Origin of the sequence: Vibrio qingdaonensis (assembly GCF_026191675.1) — a bacterium.
GTDB classification, from domain to species: domain Bacteria; phylum Pseudomonadota; class Gammaproteobacteria; order Enterobacterales; family Vibrionaceae; genus Vibrio; species Vibrio qingdaonensis.
Genome location: NZ_JAKRRY010000022.1, coordinates 53,034 through 69,206 on the forward strand (window position 1 = coordinate 53,034; position 16,173 = coordinate 69,206).

Annotated in this window: 17 protein-coding genes; 12 read left to right on the forward strand and 5 right to left on the reverse strand. The window is 44.5% G+C overall.

The window, feature by feature from the left end; all coding sequences use genetic code 11:
* Positions 1–69: 69 nt before the first annotated feature.
* Positions 70–666, reverse strand: a complete 597-nt coding sequence (locus tag MD535_RS15845) for a TetR/AcrR family transcriptional regulator (protein WP_265675999.1) — start codon at positions 664–666, stop codon at positions 70–72.
* A gap of 179 nt (positions 667–845) precedes the next feature.
* On the opposite strand from MD535_RS15845, the gene MD535_RS15850 reads away from it, so the two are divergent.
* The 4 genes from MD535_RS15850 to MD535_RS15865 all read left to right on the forward strand — a co-directional run bounded on the left by MD535_RS15850 (position 846) and on the right by MD535_RS15865 (position 4,236).
* On the forward strand, positions 846–1,802 hold the full coding sequence (locus MD535_RS15850; protein ID WP_265676000.1) for an AEC family transporter: 957 nt from the start codon (positions 846–848) through the stop codon (positions 1,800–1,802).
* Positions 1,803–1,926: 124 nt separating this feature from the next.
* Positions 1,927–2,718 (forward strand): hydroxyethylthiazole kinase, encoded by a 792-nt coding sequence (gene thiM / locus MD535_RS15855; protein ID WP_265676001.1) that lies wholly within the window; start codon positions 1,927–1,929, stop codon positions 2,716–2,718.
* Positions 2,719–2,726: 8 nt separating this feature from the next.
* A complete protein-coding gene (thiE, locus tag MD535_RS15860) occupies positions 2,727–3,362 on the forward strand; it encodes a thiamine phosphate synthase (RefSeq protein ID WP_265676002.1) in 636 nt (211 codons plus the stop codon).
* A gap of 7 nt (positions 3,363–3,369) precedes the next feature.
* Positions 3,370–4,236 carry a glycerol kinase gene (locus MD535_RS15865; RefSeq protein ID WP_265676003.1) on the forward strand — a complete coding sequence of 289 codons (867 nt, stop codon included), beginning with the start codon at positions 3,370–3,372 and terminating at the stop codon, positions 4,234–4,236.
* Between the two features lie 42 nt (positions 4,237–4,278).
* Here MD535_RS15865 and MD535_RS15870 read toward each other — a convergent pair whose 3' ends face one another.
* Positions 4,279–4,839 (reverse strand): SPOR domain-containing protein, encoded by a 561-nt coding sequence (locus MD535_RS15870; protein ID WP_265676004.1) that lies wholly within the window; start codon positions 4,837–4,839, stop codon positions 4,279–4,281.
* Positions 4,840–5,008: 169 nt separating this feature from the next.
* Between MD535_RS15870 and nhaD the strand changes: the two genes are divergently transcribed.
* Together nhaD and MD535_RS15880 are read left to right on the forward strand one after the other, a co-directional pair.
* A complete protein-coding gene (gene nhaD, locus MD535_RS15875) occupies positions 5,009–6,466 on the forward strand; it encodes a sodium:proton antiporter NhaD (RefSeq protein WP_265676005.1) in 1,458 nt (485 codons plus the stop codon).
* A 266-nt stretch (positions 6,467–6,732) separates the two neighbouring features.
* Positions 6,733–8,295: a hypothetical protein gene (locus MD535_RS15880; protein ID WP_265676006.1), complete on the forward strand. Its 1,563-nt coding sequence runs from the start codon at positions 6,733–6,735 to the stop codon at positions 8,293–8,295.
* 90 nt (positions 8,296–8,385) lie between these two features.
* On the opposite strand, the gene MD535_RS15885 is transcribed toward MD535_RS15880, so the two are convergent.
* Entirely contained in the window at positions 8,386–8,820 is a 435-nt protein-coding gene (locus tag MD535_RS15885; protein WP_265676007.1) for an Mpo1 family 2-hydroxy fatty acid dioxygenase, read from the reverse strand.
* Positions 8,821–8,995: 175 nt separating this feature from the next.
* On the opposite strand from MD535_RS15885, the gene MD535_RS15890 reads away from it, so the two are divergent.
* From MD535_RS15890 to MD535_RS15900, 3 genes are read left to right on the forward strand one after another with little or no spacing between them, the layout of a single operon-like run.
* Positions 8,996–10,006 (forward strand): linear amide C-N hydrolase, encoded by a 1,011-nt coding sequence (locus MD535_RS15890; RefSeq protein WP_265676008.1) that lies wholly within the window; start codon positions 8,996–8,998, stop codon positions 10,004–10,006.
* Between the two features lie 45 nt (positions 10,007–10,051).
* Positions 10,052–10,945 (forward strand): LysR family transcriptional regulator, encoded by an 894-nt coding sequence (locus MD535_RS15895; RefSeq protein ID WP_265676009.1) that lies wholly within the window; start codon positions 10,052–10,054, stop codon positions 10,943–10,945.
* 8 nt (positions 10,946–10,953) lie between these two features.
* Complete coding sequence (locus tag MD535_RS15900; RefSeq protein ID WP_265676010.1) at positions 10,954–11,490, forward strand: hydrolase; 537 nt, start codon at positions 10,954–10,956, stop codon at positions 11,488–11,490.
* On the opposite strand, the gene pdxR is transcribed toward MD535_RS15900, so the two are convergent.
* On the reverse strand, positions 11,470–12,930 hold the full coding sequence (gene pdxR / locus MD535_RS15905) for a MocR-like pyridoxine biosynthesis transcription factor PdxR (RefSeq protein WP_265676011.1): 1,461 nt from the start codon (positions 12,928–12,930) through the stop codon (positions 11,470–11,472). The two genes, MD535_RS15900 and pdxR, sit on opposite strands and share 21 nt — an antisense overlap.
* Before the next feature lie 93 nt (positions 12,931–13,023).
* Here pdxR and MD535_RS15910 point away from each other — a divergent pair, with 93 nt between their 5' ends.
* A complete protein-coding gene (locus MD535_RS15910; protein WP_265676012.1) occupies positions 13,024–13,683 on the forward strand; it encodes a pyridoxamine 5'-phosphate oxidase family protein in 660 nt (219 codons plus the stop codon).
* A gap of 125 nt (positions 13,684–13,808) precedes the next feature.
* Here MD535_RS15910 and MD535_RS15915 read toward each other — a convergent pair whose 3' ends face one another.
* Positions 13,809–13,976, reverse strand: coding sequence for a hypothetical protein (locus MD535_RS15915; RefSeq protein ID WP_265676013.1), 168 nt, complete (start codon positions 13,974–13,976; stop codon positions 13,809–13,811).
* A 297-nt stretch (positions 13,977–14,273) separates the two neighbouring features.
* Between MD535_RS15915 and MD535_RS15920 the strand changes: the two genes are divergently transcribed.
* Both MD535_RS15920 and MD535_RS15925 read left to right on the forward strand, forming a co-directional pair.
* Complete coding sequence (locus MD535_RS15920; protein ID WP_265676014.1) at positions 14,274–15,332, forward strand: acyltransferase; 1,059 nt, start codon at positions 14,274–14,276, stop codon at positions 15,330–15,332.
* 52 nt (positions 15,333–15,384) lie between these two features.
* Positions 15,385–16,110, forward strand: coding sequence for a nitroreductase family protein (locus tag MD535_RS15925; protein ID WP_265676015.1), 726 nt, complete (start codon positions 15,385–15,387; stop codon positions 16,108–16,110).
* Positions 16,111–16,173: the final 63 nt, after the last annotated feature.

Genomic DNA, 16,173 nt, shown 5'->3' on the forward strand with positions numbered 1-16,173 from the left:
CTCTCGATTCGTACGATCGTGCTTTTTTGTGGTAAATGTTTTTCCGTGAATGATTAACCTCAGAACCATTTAATTTCTCGAATCATCCATCCAAGAATCCATCAGACGTTCAACGCTTTTACTAAAACGCTGGCTACTCTCCTGCTCACCGACAAGTGAATAAAACACATGAGCACTCAGGTACTGCCCGTAGAGTTCAAACGTTGCCTGCTTTGGATCCAAATCCGCTTTAAATTCACCGCTTACCATTCCTTTTTCAATTTGAATCGTTAAGTAGTTTATCCAGCGATGAATCGTACTACGCAATGCCGATTGCAAATCATCCTGCTGGCTATCACGCCATGCATCAATAAACATGCAGCTTCCTTGAAACGACTGGTTCCAGCTTATCCAATTATCAATTAAGTGATTGATTTTCAGCCGAATGTGTTGGTATTCGCAGGCTCTAACCGGACCAATCACACGCGACTGAAACGTAACTTCAGCGTATTCTACTACGGCAACTTGTAGATTCGTCTTCGAGTTAAAATGCGAAAACAAACCACTTTTTGACAGGCCACACTGCTTGGCAAGCTCGCCAATAGTTAGGCTCTCTAATCCCTCTCGGCTTGCCAATTCAAAAGCCTGACAAAGAATATGTTCTTTGGTTAGTTTGCCCTTACTCATTTTTACCTCATGTCGAATCATTGCCTTTAATTTAGCACGGTCGTGCTATTTATCAACAGACCGTTATTATATTTCTCAACACACGTTTAATTGTCGGTCTACCTATGGGACACTATTACCTCTTAAATAGCCGCTTAGAATAGCCGCACCAACGTCCCTTACCTAACATGGATTGAGTTATGAATGTTCTTATGGAGCAGCTGCATTTTTCCTTATCAATAACCGGACCAATTTGTTTGATGCTTATTCTTGGTGTCATCTTCAAGCGCATTGGTTTGATCAACGAAAATTTTATCGATGTTGCTTCAAAGCTGGTTTTTCAAGTCACACTGCCTGCCATGTTATTTCTCAGCATAGTGACCGCTAAGCATGACTTTTCTGCCGCTAGTCAATTTGTTGGCTTTGGGCTCATTGCCAGCATCTTGTTTTTTGTTTTTACGACACTCTCTGTTAATTATTGGTTTCGAAACTCACCTGACAAAGGCGTAATTATTCAAGGTGGATTTCGCTCTAACACCGCTATTATTGGGCTAGCCTACGTGGCAAATGCCTACGGTGACCAAGGGGTTGCTCTCGCTGCGCTATATGTTGCCGCCACTACATTTCTATATAACGTCCAAGCCGTTATATGCCTGACACCTCGCTCAGAAGCATCTGGAACAAAAGCGGGAAAAGTCATGCTTAGAACACTCACCAAAAACCCGCTCATCATCGCCATTGTATTTGGCATCGTATTCTATAGCCTCTCCATACCAGTGCCTGAGATAGCGGTGGATGCCGGAAACTACTTCGCCCGTATGACGTTACCATTGGCTCTACTGTGTACAGGGGGATCGCTAAACCTTAACTCAATGAAAAATGAACAAGCTGCGTCATGGTTTGCGACCGGTTATAAGCTTCTATTGGCGCCAATCAGCATTACCCTTGCCGCCTATCTAATGGGCTTTAAGGGCATCGAAATGGGGATTATCTTCTTCATGAACGCGTCTCCTGTTGCTGCCGCTAGCTATGTCATGGCACGAGCAATGGGGAGTAATTCTGCACTCGCCGCTAATATCATTGCCTTCACAACGGTGTTATCGGCCATCACATGTACGTTAGGTATTGTAATTTTATCGTCGTTCGGTCTGCTTTAATACCAACCATCAATACAACAAAACAGCTCTCCAGCAACCATACCGGATTCAACTAAATTGCATAGCAAACCAACCGCACTCTGCTAGAATACTTGCCACCTCATACCATAAAAAATGACGAATAATGAACAAAAGCAAAATTGTCGAGTACCTACAACAAGTGCGTGAAAATAAACCGCTTGTGGTTAACATTACTAATTTCGTTGCTATGAACAACACTGCCAATGCACTTCTTGCTGTCGGTGCTTCTCCTATCATGGCGCATTCTAAGCAAGAGATGGCTGAGATGATGGCGTTTGCTGGCGCACTGGTCATCAATATTGGCACCATTGACAGTGTATGGCGACCGGGTATGTTTTTTGCTGTCGAACAGGCCAATTTACACGACAAAACGGTTGTCCTCGATCCGGTTGGCTGCGGGGCAAGCCAGTTAAGAACGTCCACAGCTCGTCAACTTGCAGAAGCGGCAAAATATCTCATCATTCGCGGCAATGCGTCAGAAATCATTGCCATGGCGGGTGAGCAAGGTCACAACAAGGGTGTTGACGCATTGGATAGTAGTGAGGCTGCACTTAATGCCGCTAAATCCCTAGTTGATGCCTACCAATGCAGTGTAGTGATTTCAGGCAAAACGGATTACATCGTTAGCCCTAATTCCACCATCGCTTTGAACAATGGCCATGAAATGATGCCTTACGTGACTGCTATGGGTTGTTCACTCTCTGCTGTAACAGGCGCTTTTGCTGCGGTTGGTGATCACACTGGTGGTGCTGCTGCCGCCGTATTTGGTGTGGCAGGCGAGATCGCAGCCGAGCAATCAAATGGTCCAGGTTCGCTGCAACTCAATTTACTCGATGCCTTGTATCAACTTGATGCCAAGACACTCTCTGAACGATTAAGTATCAACGAAATCTAGGAATAAACATGCCGCTAAATCCTTATCGTCTCTACCTCGTCACTGATGAGCAGCAGGATCTTCAAACTCAGCTCAAGGTTGTTGAACAAGCGGTTCAAGGTGGCGTAACCATGGTGCAAGTACGAGAAAAGCATCATGATATACGCGCCTTTATCAACAAGGCGGCGGCGATAAAGCAAGTGTTAGAAGGCTCGAACGTGCCTTTAATCATTAACGACCGCGTTGATGTCGCGTTAGCGATTAACGCCGATGGGGTTCACTTGGGGCAGTCCGATATGCCTGTCGAACTCGCACGTCAGTTACTCGGACCAAACAAACTACTCGGGCTATCTATTGAAAATGAGCAGCAGCTTAAACACGCTAACAACCTACCGATTGATTATATTGGGTTAAGCGCAATCTTTGCGACCGCGACCAAAAGTAATATTAAAAAACAATGGGGACTAGTTGGCCTCGAAAATGCCCTCAACCAAACGACACTACCGATTGTCGCCATTGGTGGTATTAACAAGACAAACATCTCTGCCATCGCCCAAACTGGCGTTCATGGTATTGCTCTGGTGTCTGCCATTAGCCATGCGAGCTCTCCGCAACAAGCTGCCCGTGAGTTAACACGGTTATTGGCTCATCCACCACAACTCTAGGATCACAATGAACGATAAACTCTCCACATCCGCATTAGCGAAACACCGAGACATGGTTGCCAAAGATCTATTCACAACCTTAAAGCAAGCGGGCTACCTCTCTTGGCATGAGTCGAAGTGGCTACTTACTGACATTGGCTTTCGCTTTGGTGGAGAGTACAGAGAGAGTGAAAAATACGGTCGTTTTATTGTCTGGCCAACAAACCTCATTATTGATGACACTCTCATTTCAGACGCCCACTTAAGCGCGACTCAAATTGGCGAGTACTTTTCAATGCCAGCCAAAAAAATCAACTTGCTGCTAAGCGAATTAGGTTGGATTAAGCGAGAAGGGCAGCAATGGCTGGTAACACAGAGCGGATTAAGAGCGGGCGCATTTCAGCGTATCGACTCGGTGAAAGATGCCACATTTGTCCTTTGGCACCCTAGCCTGCTTCGCAATAAGCGGCTGAAGCAATCGGTGGGGGAATTCAAAGGCAGTGACGCAGATAATCAATCAACCGACCGTTCTTTTTCTCGGTTTAAACAAAAGTTCTCAGCCAAACACCGCACTTTAGATGGCCATTATGTTCAATCCAAAGGCGAACTCATCATTGATAACTGGCTTTATATGGGCAGCGTTCTACACGCCTATCAGCGCCAACTTCCGATCGACACCGATGTAATTAGCGACTTCTACCTACCACAGGGCAAAGTTTACATTCAGTTTTGGGGCACCGATAACGGCCCTGTCGATACTAAGACGATTGAAAAAACTCGCCAGCTCTATCACGACCATGAGTTTGATCTTATTGAAATTTTCCCTGAAGAGTTAGAGCAGCTCGATACAATACTACCGCTAAAGCTTAGACCGTTTGGGATCCGTGCTTACTAGTGTAATGGTGTCCATCCCAACACTACATTGCATCGCTATTTTTTAAAAAAAGCACAAGCAATCTTGCCGAGCATGCTCACCAGCGATCATATAAGGTGTGGTCACTTGCCACTTTGCATTCGCTGGCGGAGTCTCGTATTTTCTATCAGGCGATAGTGGTTTACTGGAGTGCACCGTTTTAACACTAATACCTTGAGGTAAAGCTCGCAGAAATGCATCTTTGTAGCCAGGTAGAGCCTGTACTGCAGATTGCCCCACTTTAGCTTGGCTATAACCATCGTATGGTCCAATTAAACAGCGCAAGCCTTCTTTTTCTGGCTTAACCCATACAGGTTTATCAAGTCGTTGCTGCAGCGGCTTCCAGTCGTCTACGCTAATAGAAGAGCGAAAGAAACCACACTGAATCCAATATGTCTGCAGTTCAGGTTGTATTTTTGCACCTCCCCAAATCCCTTTCCCAATCGGGCACTCAGCATTTAGCGTAGGAACAGCAGATTGGCCGGATTCGTCCGCATTAGTGACAACATAGCAGTCCTTAGCGTCCGCGCTAGCTGTGTTGGTAACAAACAATAATAGAAGCAGTATCAATCCTTTAGGTGACATATTCTCTCCTTATTCTTTAAGAGACTAGATGAGAAGAGAAGGTTGTCAAAAAATGAGCAGCGTTTTCTTTAGATAAGAGTTAGCTCACAACGATTTTGTTGATTTCATTTTAAAATATCGTGTAATTAATGTTAATGACTGATTTTATTTGCTTTTGAAGGATCAAAACATGATTAAGACGCGTCAACGACCCTTTTGTTTTCTACTCTTTTTAGTTGCCAGCACTCTTTTTTCTACCTCCGCCCTTGCTTCCGCTACCACCTCCACTGCGCCACTAAACCTGACCCAATCGACCGCCGGCTACGCCGCACTTATTATTTTTGGGCTCGCCTATACCTTGGTGATGATGGAGGAATACCTGCAACTACGAAAATCCAAACCCGTCTTGCTCGCCGCAGGTCTTATTTGGATCATCATCGGATTTGTTTACAAAGAATTCGATCAAGTCGAAATCGCGAAAGCGGCTTTAGAGCACAACCTGCTTGAATACGCAGAGCTGCTATTATTCCTATTGGTCGCCATGACTTACATATCGGCAATGGAAGAAAGGCGATTGTTCGATGCCCTTCAGTCTTGGATGGTGGGAAAAGGATTCAATTTTCGAACGTTGTTTTGGTTAACCGGCATCCTATCTTTTTTTATCTCCCCTATTGCCGATAACTTAACTACCGCTCTATTGATGTGCGCCGTCGTGCTTAAAGTGGGCGGAAGTAATCTAAAATTTGTCAACATTGCTTGTATCAACATTGTTATCGCCGCCAACGCTGGCGGAGCGTTTAGCCCATTTGGCGATATAACCACGTTAATGGTGTGGCAAGCAGGGCATGTCTCCTTTTCTGAGTTTATGCCACTCTTTCTACCTTCTGTTGTTAACTATCTTATCCCCGCTATCATTATGTCTTTCTTTGTTCCCAAGACTCAACCCGACGCGGTGCACGAACGTATCGAGCTAAAACGTGGTGCACTAAGGATTGTCGGTCTGTTTGTACTCACCATCGCGACCGCTGTCGCGTTCCACGCAGTACTGCATTTCCCACCAGTGATGGGAATGATGATGGGACTTGCCTATTTACAGTTTTTTGGGTTTTTCCTACGCCGAACTCTGCCCCGCTCGATTGCTAAAAAGAAAGCAATGGCCATAGCCAATAATGATGAAATGGCACTTAAGCGCTTAGGTTCAATTGTGCCTTTTGATGTATTTCGCCGAGTATCCCATGCCGAGTGGGATACCTTGCTATTTTTCTATGGCGTGGTGATGTGTGTTGGAGGATTGAGCCTACTTGGTTACCTAGGTGTGGTGTCTGAAATCATGTACACCCAATGGGATCCTATCTGGGCTAACGTCATGGTAGGTATACTCTCTGCCATTGTCGACAACATTCCTGTGATGTTTGCCGTACTGACAATGAGCCCAGAGCTTTCAATGGGCAACTGGTTATTAGTCACCTTAACAGCCGGGGTAGGCGGCAGCTTACTCTCTATTGGATCGGCGGCTGGGGTTGCCTTAATGGGCGCAGCTCATGGAAAATATACCTTCTTTGGCCATTTAAAATGGGCGCCAGTTATTGCTCTTGGTTATGCGGCAAGTATCTTGCTCCACCTTAGTTTAAATGGCCATTTATTCTAACAGAACAGGGCGAGAACGATGAAAATCGTTCTCGCTTTTATTTATTAATCATCAGAATATTAATTTACACACTATTTTATAAACGCGAATATAATCACGTTCTGTATACCCTTCCTTAATATAACATTTCTTTCCTATAAAAATATAAACCTACCAATATAGAGTAGGTGTAACTCCCCCTTCGCGATCTGAAACGGCTATTAATAGCATTAATTTTATTAGTCCTTTCAAATTTAAAAACTTATATATCAATATTGGATACAAGAATGAATATTAACGCTTATATTTTCGCATCAATCGCAGTGAGCGTACTTACCGCCTGTGGTGGCGGAGGAAGCAATGATGCAAGCACAAGTCACAGCCAAAGTTTTCCATCCTTAAACACAGCGCCAATCTACCAAGGTAATATGGATCAGGCCAAAAAAATTACACCGGAAAAACTGTCTGCTACGCTCAGTAATACATTACTTTTCAACAATTCATCATGGACACCTAATGTCACCACCTATGCTTCGCAACGTGCTATCGCCCCTTTAAATCAAGTAGACCAAGCACTTAACTGTGCCACTGGCACAGGTACAACTACGACGCATATTAACTCTCTCACTCAAACGGGTTATCACATTCAACACTATCAGCAATGTGACCTTGATGGGAGCGGTGTTATCTTCGATGGCACATTACAAATCAATGTGTATGAATCCAATATACAGCTCATGCAACCAGTCACCATGAGCACCTCATACGCCAACTTTAAAATCACCCAACCTGATGGTCGTTATACTCAAATTGATGGCACCATCAAGGAGAACAATTTAGGTTCTTGTCAGCATACCAAAGAAAGTAATATCAGCGTTAATACGAATACCGGCGAAGAATCCATATTGGTTGATGTTAAGAGTTCGGCATATTGTCCTGATTCAAGTAATATTTTCTTTACCAATTATACTAACCACTCTGGTAAGATCTTTTTGTCTGACACTGGATACATTGATATTTCATCGAAAGATATAAAGTATTTTCAACAAGACTCAAATTTACCCAACGTGTTAGGGACCCCACTCGTGCTTGCGGGAGGAACGCTACAATTTACAGCTATCGATAATATTATGCTGCTCACCGCGCAATATCATGAGACAGAGTCCAACGCTGATATGCCAGATCAATTTGAAATGACCAGTCATATTGTTATCAAAAATAATAACGATAATACACTCTCTTTTGACAAAATAATGCCATCTTGGCTACTCAGCAATCCGAAATTGATTAACTTTAGTGATCAAGATGGTGACAAGCTGTGGGATGGCTACGAAGCGTTTTTCGGTCTCAACCCTCTGATTGATGACAGTGCTGAGGATTTAGATAACGACCAATTCTCAAACCTTAGTGAATTTCTCGGTTTTTCAGACCCTAGTAATGTTGACGATATACCGACCGCTCACGTGACATTAACTTGGTGGGACTCCATGCAAGGTAACGTTCAGCTAGAAGGCGTCGTTTCCCCCTATTATGCTGCCTCTCTTGAACCATTTTCAATCACAGTACAACTCGCAACGCCCGCTCGCTTGTGGCAATGGCAACCCATTGACGGCATTGACTGTACCCTCAACGACTTAGGAAACAACAATAGTAAGATTCAATGCCAGAACCTATCAGCCGAACCTTTGCTGTCCTACCTTGACCCCATCGATTCTGGCGAGCAGTTAACGTCGGTGCTAGGGCACCTTACTTGGCAAGGCGATAATTCAGGTTTTAACCAACCTAGCTATCTTTCGGTACAAACTAGCGGGAATTCGTTGCTGGATTACCATGACACTTTGGTTCAGTAATCGTTAACGTGTTGGCCTCGATATCAGCGAGGCCAACTTCGTTCATTGACGATTCTGATTAAACATTCCTGTCGAATCTGATGCCAAACCTTATTTTTGGCGAAATACCCAAATCGGCCCAATAAGCAAAAACTGAATATCATCAAAAAACGAGGGCTTTTTACCTTCAATATGGTGACCTAAAAACTGCAGAATCCATAATGCAATAAAGAGGATAATCGATAGAGAAAAAATCGGCGCTTGATACAAAGCCAAAAACGATATAACGGCTAAACATGCGAGAGTGAAAAGCAGCATCTGCACCAACACTTGTTTAGACAAACTGGCATAAAACATCATCACAGGTATCATCACGAACCATATCCAGTTAATTTGCACCACACCTAAAGACAACACAGGTAAGGACCAAATAATCCCAACGATTGATAAATAGATCCCAGGCACTGCCACCTTATGAATCTTTCGATTTGTGTTGTTTTGGTGGCTTTCTCCATAAGCATCCAACCATTGCTGTAGCGATCTCATACTCTTCCTTGGTCTCGTCACTTTTATTGACTTATTACTCTAGATCATAATTTCACTCTACGCCAACTGGCTACCTGTTAACGTAACTTACAGGTGATAATTTAACCTAATGACAACGACGGCCTATTATGACCTCACAAAGTACGCAACCTAAGCAAACACTTATGAGGTTCTCATGAAAAAAATAGCATTAACATTCGCACTTACCGCAACATTATCTTCAGGCATGGTTGCCACCAGCCAGGCTTGTACGTCGGCAATATACAATCACGGCTCAGCAAGCCTTTCAGTGCGCACCATGGACTGGTTTGGGCATGATGATGCCGTCGTTGTAGGTGTAGGAAGCGGTATTGAAACTCGCTATGCCGATACGAAGGAGGGGTTAACTGCTCACTCAAAATATGCCGCATTAAAAATTAAGTCCTTTGGCCCACAAATTGTTGCTGAAGCCATGAACGATCAAGGTCTCGTTGCTCGAATTCTTTATCTTGGGTTAGATTACACAAAAATGGCGCCGGAGCGAGAAGGCATTCCTGATGTTGCAGCATCTAAGTTTCCAAGCTATGCCGTCGATAACTTCGCGTCCGTAAAAGACGTTATCGACGACCTGTCAGGTATCGATGTCATTCAGGATTTAGTGTGTGATTTACCTAACCACGAAGGTGAATGTATCCCCGCTCCAGTTCATTACCACTTAACTGATGCGCATGGTGATAGTGCTGTCATTGAGTTCATTGACGGTGAAATTAAGATTTACCACGGTGACGTAAACACCGCACCTAGCGCACAGTACCTTTCAAATGATCCAGAGTTCTCATTTCATATGAATTTAGACAAAGAACAAACCGAAGCAGGATCAACCATTCGCGCCTACGATCGTCGCCTTAGAGCAAAAGCGATATTAGACGACATGTACGCTCGAGATGTCTCAGATAACACACAAGCCTTAAATAGCATGAAGGCGGCAGGCGCCTCCGTTTTTGCTGGCTACAGTCAGCTAGACCCCTATGCTAACGATGTTTTTCCAACACTTTGGACTATCTACACGGATCAAAATGCTAAAGAGATCGTTCTTGACCGCTATGATACTTGGCAAATAGAACGCTATAACTTTGATATGTTCAATAATGAACAACCAAAAGAAGTCATTTTGGGCGCGCACCCTAGAGCAAAATTAAACAAATAAGTTTACAGTATAAACTTTACGCGCATTCTCTCGCCTAGGATTATCATGCTATTAACGACTGAACGGCTACACTATTTGGTAACAATTGCGGAGCTCGGCTCCTTCTCCGCCGCCGCACGAGAGCTGGGCGTTAGTGCGTCCGCTGTCAATCAAGCCGTCCAATCTATGGAGCTGGACCTAGGCGTTATACTTTTTGAACGAGTTGCAGGGAAAAGCCCATCTTTGACGACCGCGGGGCGCTCCCTGTACTTCCAAGCACTCGATATTATTCCCCGACTCACTGCAATTGAACAAAAAGCGCGCTCACTACAGCGAGGTGAAGAAACTCAGCTGACCATCGCTACTCACAGTATGACGCTTTATCCAAGCTTTGTGGAGATCATCTCGCAAATGCTAAAACGGTTTCCCGATGTTGACTTAAACCTTATCGATGCTGAAACCCAAGGGTTAGCCGAGGGCTCAGAAACACCCGGCGCAGATATCATGATCGCACCAGCTCAACTTCATCCAATAAGAGGCACCGATAACGCCGTTGTCGATGCTATCGAATGGTGCTTTTTAGTCTCGCCGAACCACCCTCTTGCTGCGCTAAAAGGAGAGGTGACACCACAAGATTTAGAACAATATCCACAGATCCTCACCAATGAAGGGGAAATCGCCACAACCGAGTTGGTTGAATCATTACGATTCAGCCCTAAAATAATTCGCTACCAAAGCAGTTACCAGCTGCATGATCTACTCATGCTTGGGGTCGGTTTTACGTTATACCCAGAACAGTTAGCTAAACCTTACCTAGACCTTGGTCTAGTTAAAAAACTGGATGTCGGGCGTTATGATAATGCGATGGTTTGGCCGGTCGAGATGTCTTGGCGAAGTGGACTAGGTCAAGCTGGACATTGGCTAATTGAAGCCATATTGGATCGAGACAACAAAGAATAGAGGTAAGCATGTTAGAGCAAAACCACACACAATTAATGATTATCGATGTACAAGGCAAACTTGCTCAAATCATGCACGATAAGGACGCCCTCTTTAGCCATTTAAATACCATGACCAAAGCCGCTCTGCTTATGGATCTGCCAATTGTGTGGATAGAGCAGATTCCGGATAAATTAGGAGGAACAATCAACGAGATAAGCCAAGAACTCCCCGACAGAAAGCCCATCGCCAAAACCAGCTTCAGCGCTTGGGGAAGTACCGCTGTTCGCCGTGCAATCGACCCAACGAAAAAACACATTCTACTTGTAGGCATTGAAGCACACATTTGTGTGTATCAAAGCGCAATGGATCTAATGTCTCAAGGGTTTAACGTCCACCTTGTCACGGATGCCATCTCCTCACGCACGCCAGAAAACAAAGCCCTCGCTATTCAGCGGTTAGCGCAAGCTGGCGCGATATTGACCTCCACCGAAATGGCACTTTTTGAACTTCAAAAGTCGGCAGAAGGTGAACAATTTAGAGCCTTACTCAAGCTCATCAAGTAAGTCATAATACAATTTTGATAGCCGTTCCACGCTTGGGGCAATGTCATCCATCGAAGCATTGCCAAATCCAAGCACAATCGCACTGTTACGCGGCTCTCGTGACAGCATGATCTTGTTTTGTGCGGGCTGATAAAAACGCATTGGCCGAACCACGATTCCTACCTGCTCCGCTTGGGTTGACAGTAACACCTCATCTACATTTGAACGCCATTCGACAGTAATATGCAGCCCAGCGCCTTGAGATATCACTACCCAATCCCTACCGAAATATTGTTGAATCGATGCTGTCATTACCTGAAACTTAGCTTCATACACACGACGCATTTTACGAATATGCCGAACTAATCCGCCCTCGGTAATGAAATCAGCCAACGCTGCTTGAACGTGAGATGGCGTATCACCCGACAGTGCATCTTTAACTTCTAAGCATCTCGCCGCCAAATGTTTTGGTACCACCATATAGCCAATTCGCAACGCATTGAACATGACTTTGCTTGTCGAACCAATATAGATGACTTGGTCAGCCGCGTTTGCTTGAGCCGCCAGCCCTTGCATACTTCGAAAAGGGCGACTGTCAAACTGGAACTCACTGTCATAGTCATCTTCAATGATCCACCGCTTACCACGTTTCGCCCACTCTATAAGCTGCAGTCTCTGGTCGGTATTGAGTGAACACCCCATCGGGTATTGATTACTCGGCGTCAAATAAACCCCAGTTGCCGAACGAGATACAACGGAGTCTACATCAAGCCCCGAACCACCAGACACCTTCACATAGTCATGCTTAATATTGAACAACTCCAGCACTTTGACCACTTGTCGGTATCCAGGGTACTCAACTAAAAAAGGCGCGGTAGCATTTGAAGATTGTGTCACCAGCAACGCAATGGCGATGGATTGCTGGGCACCCGACGTGACAATGATTTGGTCGGCACAACACTCAACAGAGCGACTACTGGTTAAGTAAGTCGCCAGAGCTTCTCTTAGCGCTAATAGCCCTTGTAAATCCTGATTCCCCAATAACGAAGACCGTCCGACATGACGCTGCAAATATCGGTTCCATTGCTTAATTGGAAACTGCGCAAGATCCGCGATACCCGGTGAAAACAAACGGTTACTTGGTGAGTTATTCGTCCCTTGAGGCGTTGGTGAGATAGGCGAGACCGTCGTCAAAAACTGATCCGGTGGCGTCACCGCAACAAAAAAGCCAGATTTAGCTTTCGATACCAAATAACCTTCAGCCAGAAGCTGTTCATAAGTGTATATGACGGTATTCCGGCTCACTTTTAATTCCGAAGCTAACGCTCGCGTTGAAGGTAACCGTGCTCCCGCCAGCCATGAACCACACAAAATTTTTTCTCTAATCTGCTCAAATAGTGCTTGTTGAAGTGTATGCCCTTCATTCACTAAAACTAAGTTCGCCGTATCGATGTCAGCCATTTTGGATCCACAGTTATTTATCAATTGGCACTCTTAACAGTACCAGATATTCATTACTTTTACGGTATCACATTGATTAGGGAGCGAAATTAGATGTTGTCACAAACTAAGCGTACTGAGATAAAAAAAGGCAGTCATAAAGCCGTGCTAGAGCAACAAGCACTGTACGATATCATTGATGAATCATTGATTGCCCATGTCGCCATCACGAATGAGCTCGGCCCCGTGATCATTCCCATGTTAGCCTGGCGGCTGAACAACCATGTGTACATTCACGGCGCGAAAAACAGCCGGCTACTGCGAACATTAAAATCCGGCCAAGCAACCTGTTTAACCTTTACACTTTTTGACGGTTGGGTATTAGCTCGCTCTGCTTTTCACCATAGCGCTCACTACCGTAGCGCCATGGTTTTTGGCAACTTCACGGCGATTGAAAACAACAATGAGAAAGATAGAATCTTAAACCACTTCATTGAACATATTGCCCCTGGTCGAACACAAGAAGTGAGATTGAGTAGCGAAAAAGAACTCGCCGCCACAGATTTATTAGCGATTGAATTGAATGAAGCTTCAGTAAAAATCGGTCGTCACGGCGTAAACGATGATGCTTCAGATATGAATATCAAAGCATGGGCGGGCGTTTTACCGTATCGAACCGTAATTGGCCCACTTAAAGCGTGTGAAGCATTAGATCCACAGATTGATGAGCCAGACTATAGTCATGCCTATCGTGGCCGTTGGCATAACGATTAAATTACAGGAAGTAAATGTGTCTGTTGACCATTTTAGCAATGAGTGGCTCACTAGCTAAATCAGTCAACAGACATAGTGTCGTTTTTTTAATTCCGCTTATTTGTTCGACGACTAAACCCACCACTTTATTCGCTGATAACACGGAACAGTGCAATGACCGTCGCACTCGCTAAAATAAGCAGAAATACAATCAATTCGAACCACCATTCTTTGTCATCCCAACCCAGCATCTCTATATCTGAATCATCGATTTCAAACATCAAATCTTCATAGCCTTCATCCAACTTACACATATGCATCTCCTCGCGTTATGGTTCATTGAATGCTAACCCAGCCTTAACGTTCATAATATCAAGCTTTTTATAATAAACGTTCAAATTAACTAAACGATTATGCTGTTTGGCTGCCTATTATCGAGCTAACCCAAAAAAAATCGCCGTTTGTGCCTCGTTGAAATTACGTAAATATGCGGTCTACACCTAATTGTTACACTTAGTTGCAAGCTAACTCGATAACGATTGATATAACGCATGAGATAATCGAGTCGAGACGCGTTACCGTTTCGTTGTCATTATTTACAAGGGGCTTATGTGTCGAATAATAAAATCGTGAGTAGTTTTGAGTTGGCGAGAATTGTTGCATTGATAGCGGTGATCTCTATTCATTGTCAGCTGTTTTTAACCCACAGCTTGGTGAATGACGAACCTTGGTTCAACTATCTCACTAACCAGGCTGCTCGTTTCGCTGTCCCTTTATTTTTTATCATTGCTGGTTATTTGATACAGCCAAAACTTAACGAGAGTCCCTACCGAACGGTACGGGCCTACAGCTACCCGATTATGGTCATTTGGGCAATATGGAGCGTCACCTATCTGGTTATCCCTTTTAACCTTGCCACTGTCAGTGAATTTGGCTACCTTGCTGAACGCCAGCAATATTGGGACTACCTGATGCAGAACCCACTCAACTCCCTTTTTGAGGGTGGATTAGTGCACTTATGGTTTTTGCCTTCGTTATGTTTAGCCGTATTAATGATCGCATGGTTTGTGGATAACCATTGCCGAACCTTGCTTATTCCTTTTGCTGCCATCATTTACACCTACGGCCTCATCGCTGGTAGCTATCAGGTCATTACTCACGACGAAACCGCGATTTTCACGCGAAATGGTCCGTTTATTAGTTTCTTGATGGTCTCCATAGGATTTGAGATCCGACGTCATCATTGGAAGTTATCAGCCTCAAAGTCGATACTTTTAGCGGTTTTCGGTATCGCTCTACACTATTCCGAAGCCTTTTATTTGCATCAGTTAGGTCACGAATTTAATAGTAACGACTTCTTGATTGGGACTGTTTTTTGGGCGACAGGCCTGTTTTTATGGCTACAAAGTCAACCACAGCTTGGAAATTACCCTATTGTCCATACGTTGGCGAAACTGGTGCTTCCTATGTATGTGGTGCACTTACTCGTCATCATTGGGTTAAATAACGTAGCAGGGTTACTAGGTGTTGAGTTTATGGCTCGAGATGCATTGGTGTTCATTGGTACGCTACTTATCACTCCAGTGATCGTCATCCTCTTAGAAAAGACCCCTTTGTCAACAGCATCGTTTAGAAAGCTTAAACCACCTTCCTCTAAGCAACTTGTATAGACCATCAATAACTGATAGAAAGTGACCAAACTTCCCGTATGGTCACTTTATTATGATTCAGCCCGCATCTCTAGAAGACATCCTTAACGCTCGACGTTCAGTGCGTAAGTACGACACCCAAGCCCAGTTTGACCACGACGCGGTAAAGAAATCGCTAGAACTTGCGACACTCAGCCCAAACAGTAGCAACATGCAAATGTGGGCATTTCATCGTGTTATCAGTGAAGACAAACGACGCCAATTGGCTGACATCTGCATGGGACAAAATGCGGCGAAAACGGCAAATGAACTTATTGTGGTGACAGTAACGCCTAATATTTGGCAGCAACGTGCAAAGATGAACGCGGAAACAGTCCGCGCCGCTTTTGCTGGTCGCGAAGACAGCACTACCAAACGTGCGCTGAAATATTACGACTCGCTCATACCTACGTTGTACAACAACGATAAACTCGGTCTTAGGGGCGTTGCTCGTAAGCTGTTTAGTTTTTGGATTGGGCGCAACAAGCCTATGGTAAGAGAGGTGAGTAAGGAAGATGTTCGTGTGTGCTTACACAAAAGTGCCGCATTGGCGGCCATGACTTTTATGCTCTCTATGCGTGAGCAAGGCTATGACACCTGCCCAATGGAAGGCTTTGATTCACATCGTGCCAAGCAATTACTTGGGATGGATCCACGCCATGAAATCACTATGATCATCAGCTGCGGTGTACGTGCTGATGACGGTGTCTATGGTGAGCGCCACCGCGTGTCAATGACTGAGGTTGTGTTTGAGCATTGATATCCCGTGCGCGAAAATAGTTTGCATCGTTTAACGAATAAAGGCGAGCCAAATGCTCGCCTT

Bases quoted from the DNA above. Each gene is read 5' to 3' on its own strand.
- MD535_RS15880 (WP_265676006.1), top strand. From the start codon at position 6,733: ATGAATATTAACGCTTATATTTTCGCATCAATCGCAGTGAGCGTACTT.
- MD535_RS15865 (WP_265676003.1), top strand. From the start codon at position 3,370: ATGAACGATAAACTCTCCACATCCGCATTAGCGAAACACCGAGACATG.
- nhaD (WP_265676005.1), top strand. From the start codon at position 5,009: ATGATTAAGACGCGTCAACGACCCTTTTGTTTTCTACTCTTTTTAGTT.
- MD535_RS15925 (WP_265676015.1), top strand. From the start codon at position 15,385: ATGATTCAGCCCGCATCTCTAGAAGACATCCTTAACGCTCGACGTTCA.
- thiM (WP_265676001.1), top strand. From the start codon at position 1,927: ATGAACAAAAGCAAAATTGTCGAGTACCTACAACAAGTGCGTGAAAAT.
- MD535_RS15850 (WP_265676000.1), top strand. From the start codon at position 846: ATGAATGTTCTTATGGAGCAGCTGCATTTTTCCTTATCAATAACCGGA.
- MD535_RS15885 (WP_265676007.1), bottom strand. From the start codon at position 8,820: ATGAGATCGCTACAGCAATGGTTGGATGCTTATGGAGAAAGCCACCAA.
- MD535_RS15910 (WP_265676012.1), top strand. From the start codon at position 13,024: ATGTTGTCACAAACTAAGCGTACTGAGATAAAAAAAGGCAGTCATAAA.
- MD535_RS15900 (WP_265676010.1), top strand. From the start codon at position 10,954: ATGTTAGAGCAAAACCACACACAATTAATGATTATCGATGTACAAGGC.
- pdxR (WP_265676011.1), bottom strand. From the start codon at position 12,930: ATGGCTGACATCGATACGGCGAACTTAGTTTTAGTGAATGAAGGGCAT.
- MD535_RS15870 (WP_265676004.1), bottom strand. From the start codon at position 4,839: ATGTCACCTAAAGGATTGATACTGCTTCTATTATTGTTTGTTACCAAC.
- MD535_RS15915 (WP_265676013.1), bottom strand. From the start codon at position 13,976: ATGTGTAAGTTGGATGAAGGCTATGAAGATTTGATGTTTGAAATCGAT.
- MD535_RS15895 (WP_265676009.1), top strand. From the start codon at position 10,052: ATGCTATTAACGACTGAACGGCTACACTATTTGGTAACAATTGCGGAG.
- MD535_RS15845 (WP_265675999.1), bottom strand. From the start codon at position 666: ATGAGTAAGGGCAAACTAACCAAAGAACATATTCTTTGTCAGGCTTTT.
- MD535_RS15890 (WP_265676008.1), top strand. From the start codon at position 8,996: ATGAAAAAAATAGCATTAACATTCGCACTTACCGCAACATTATCTTCA.
- thiE (WP_265676002.1), top strand. From the start codon at position 2,727: ATGCCGCTAAATCCTTATCGTCTCTACCTCGTCACTGATGAGCAGCAG.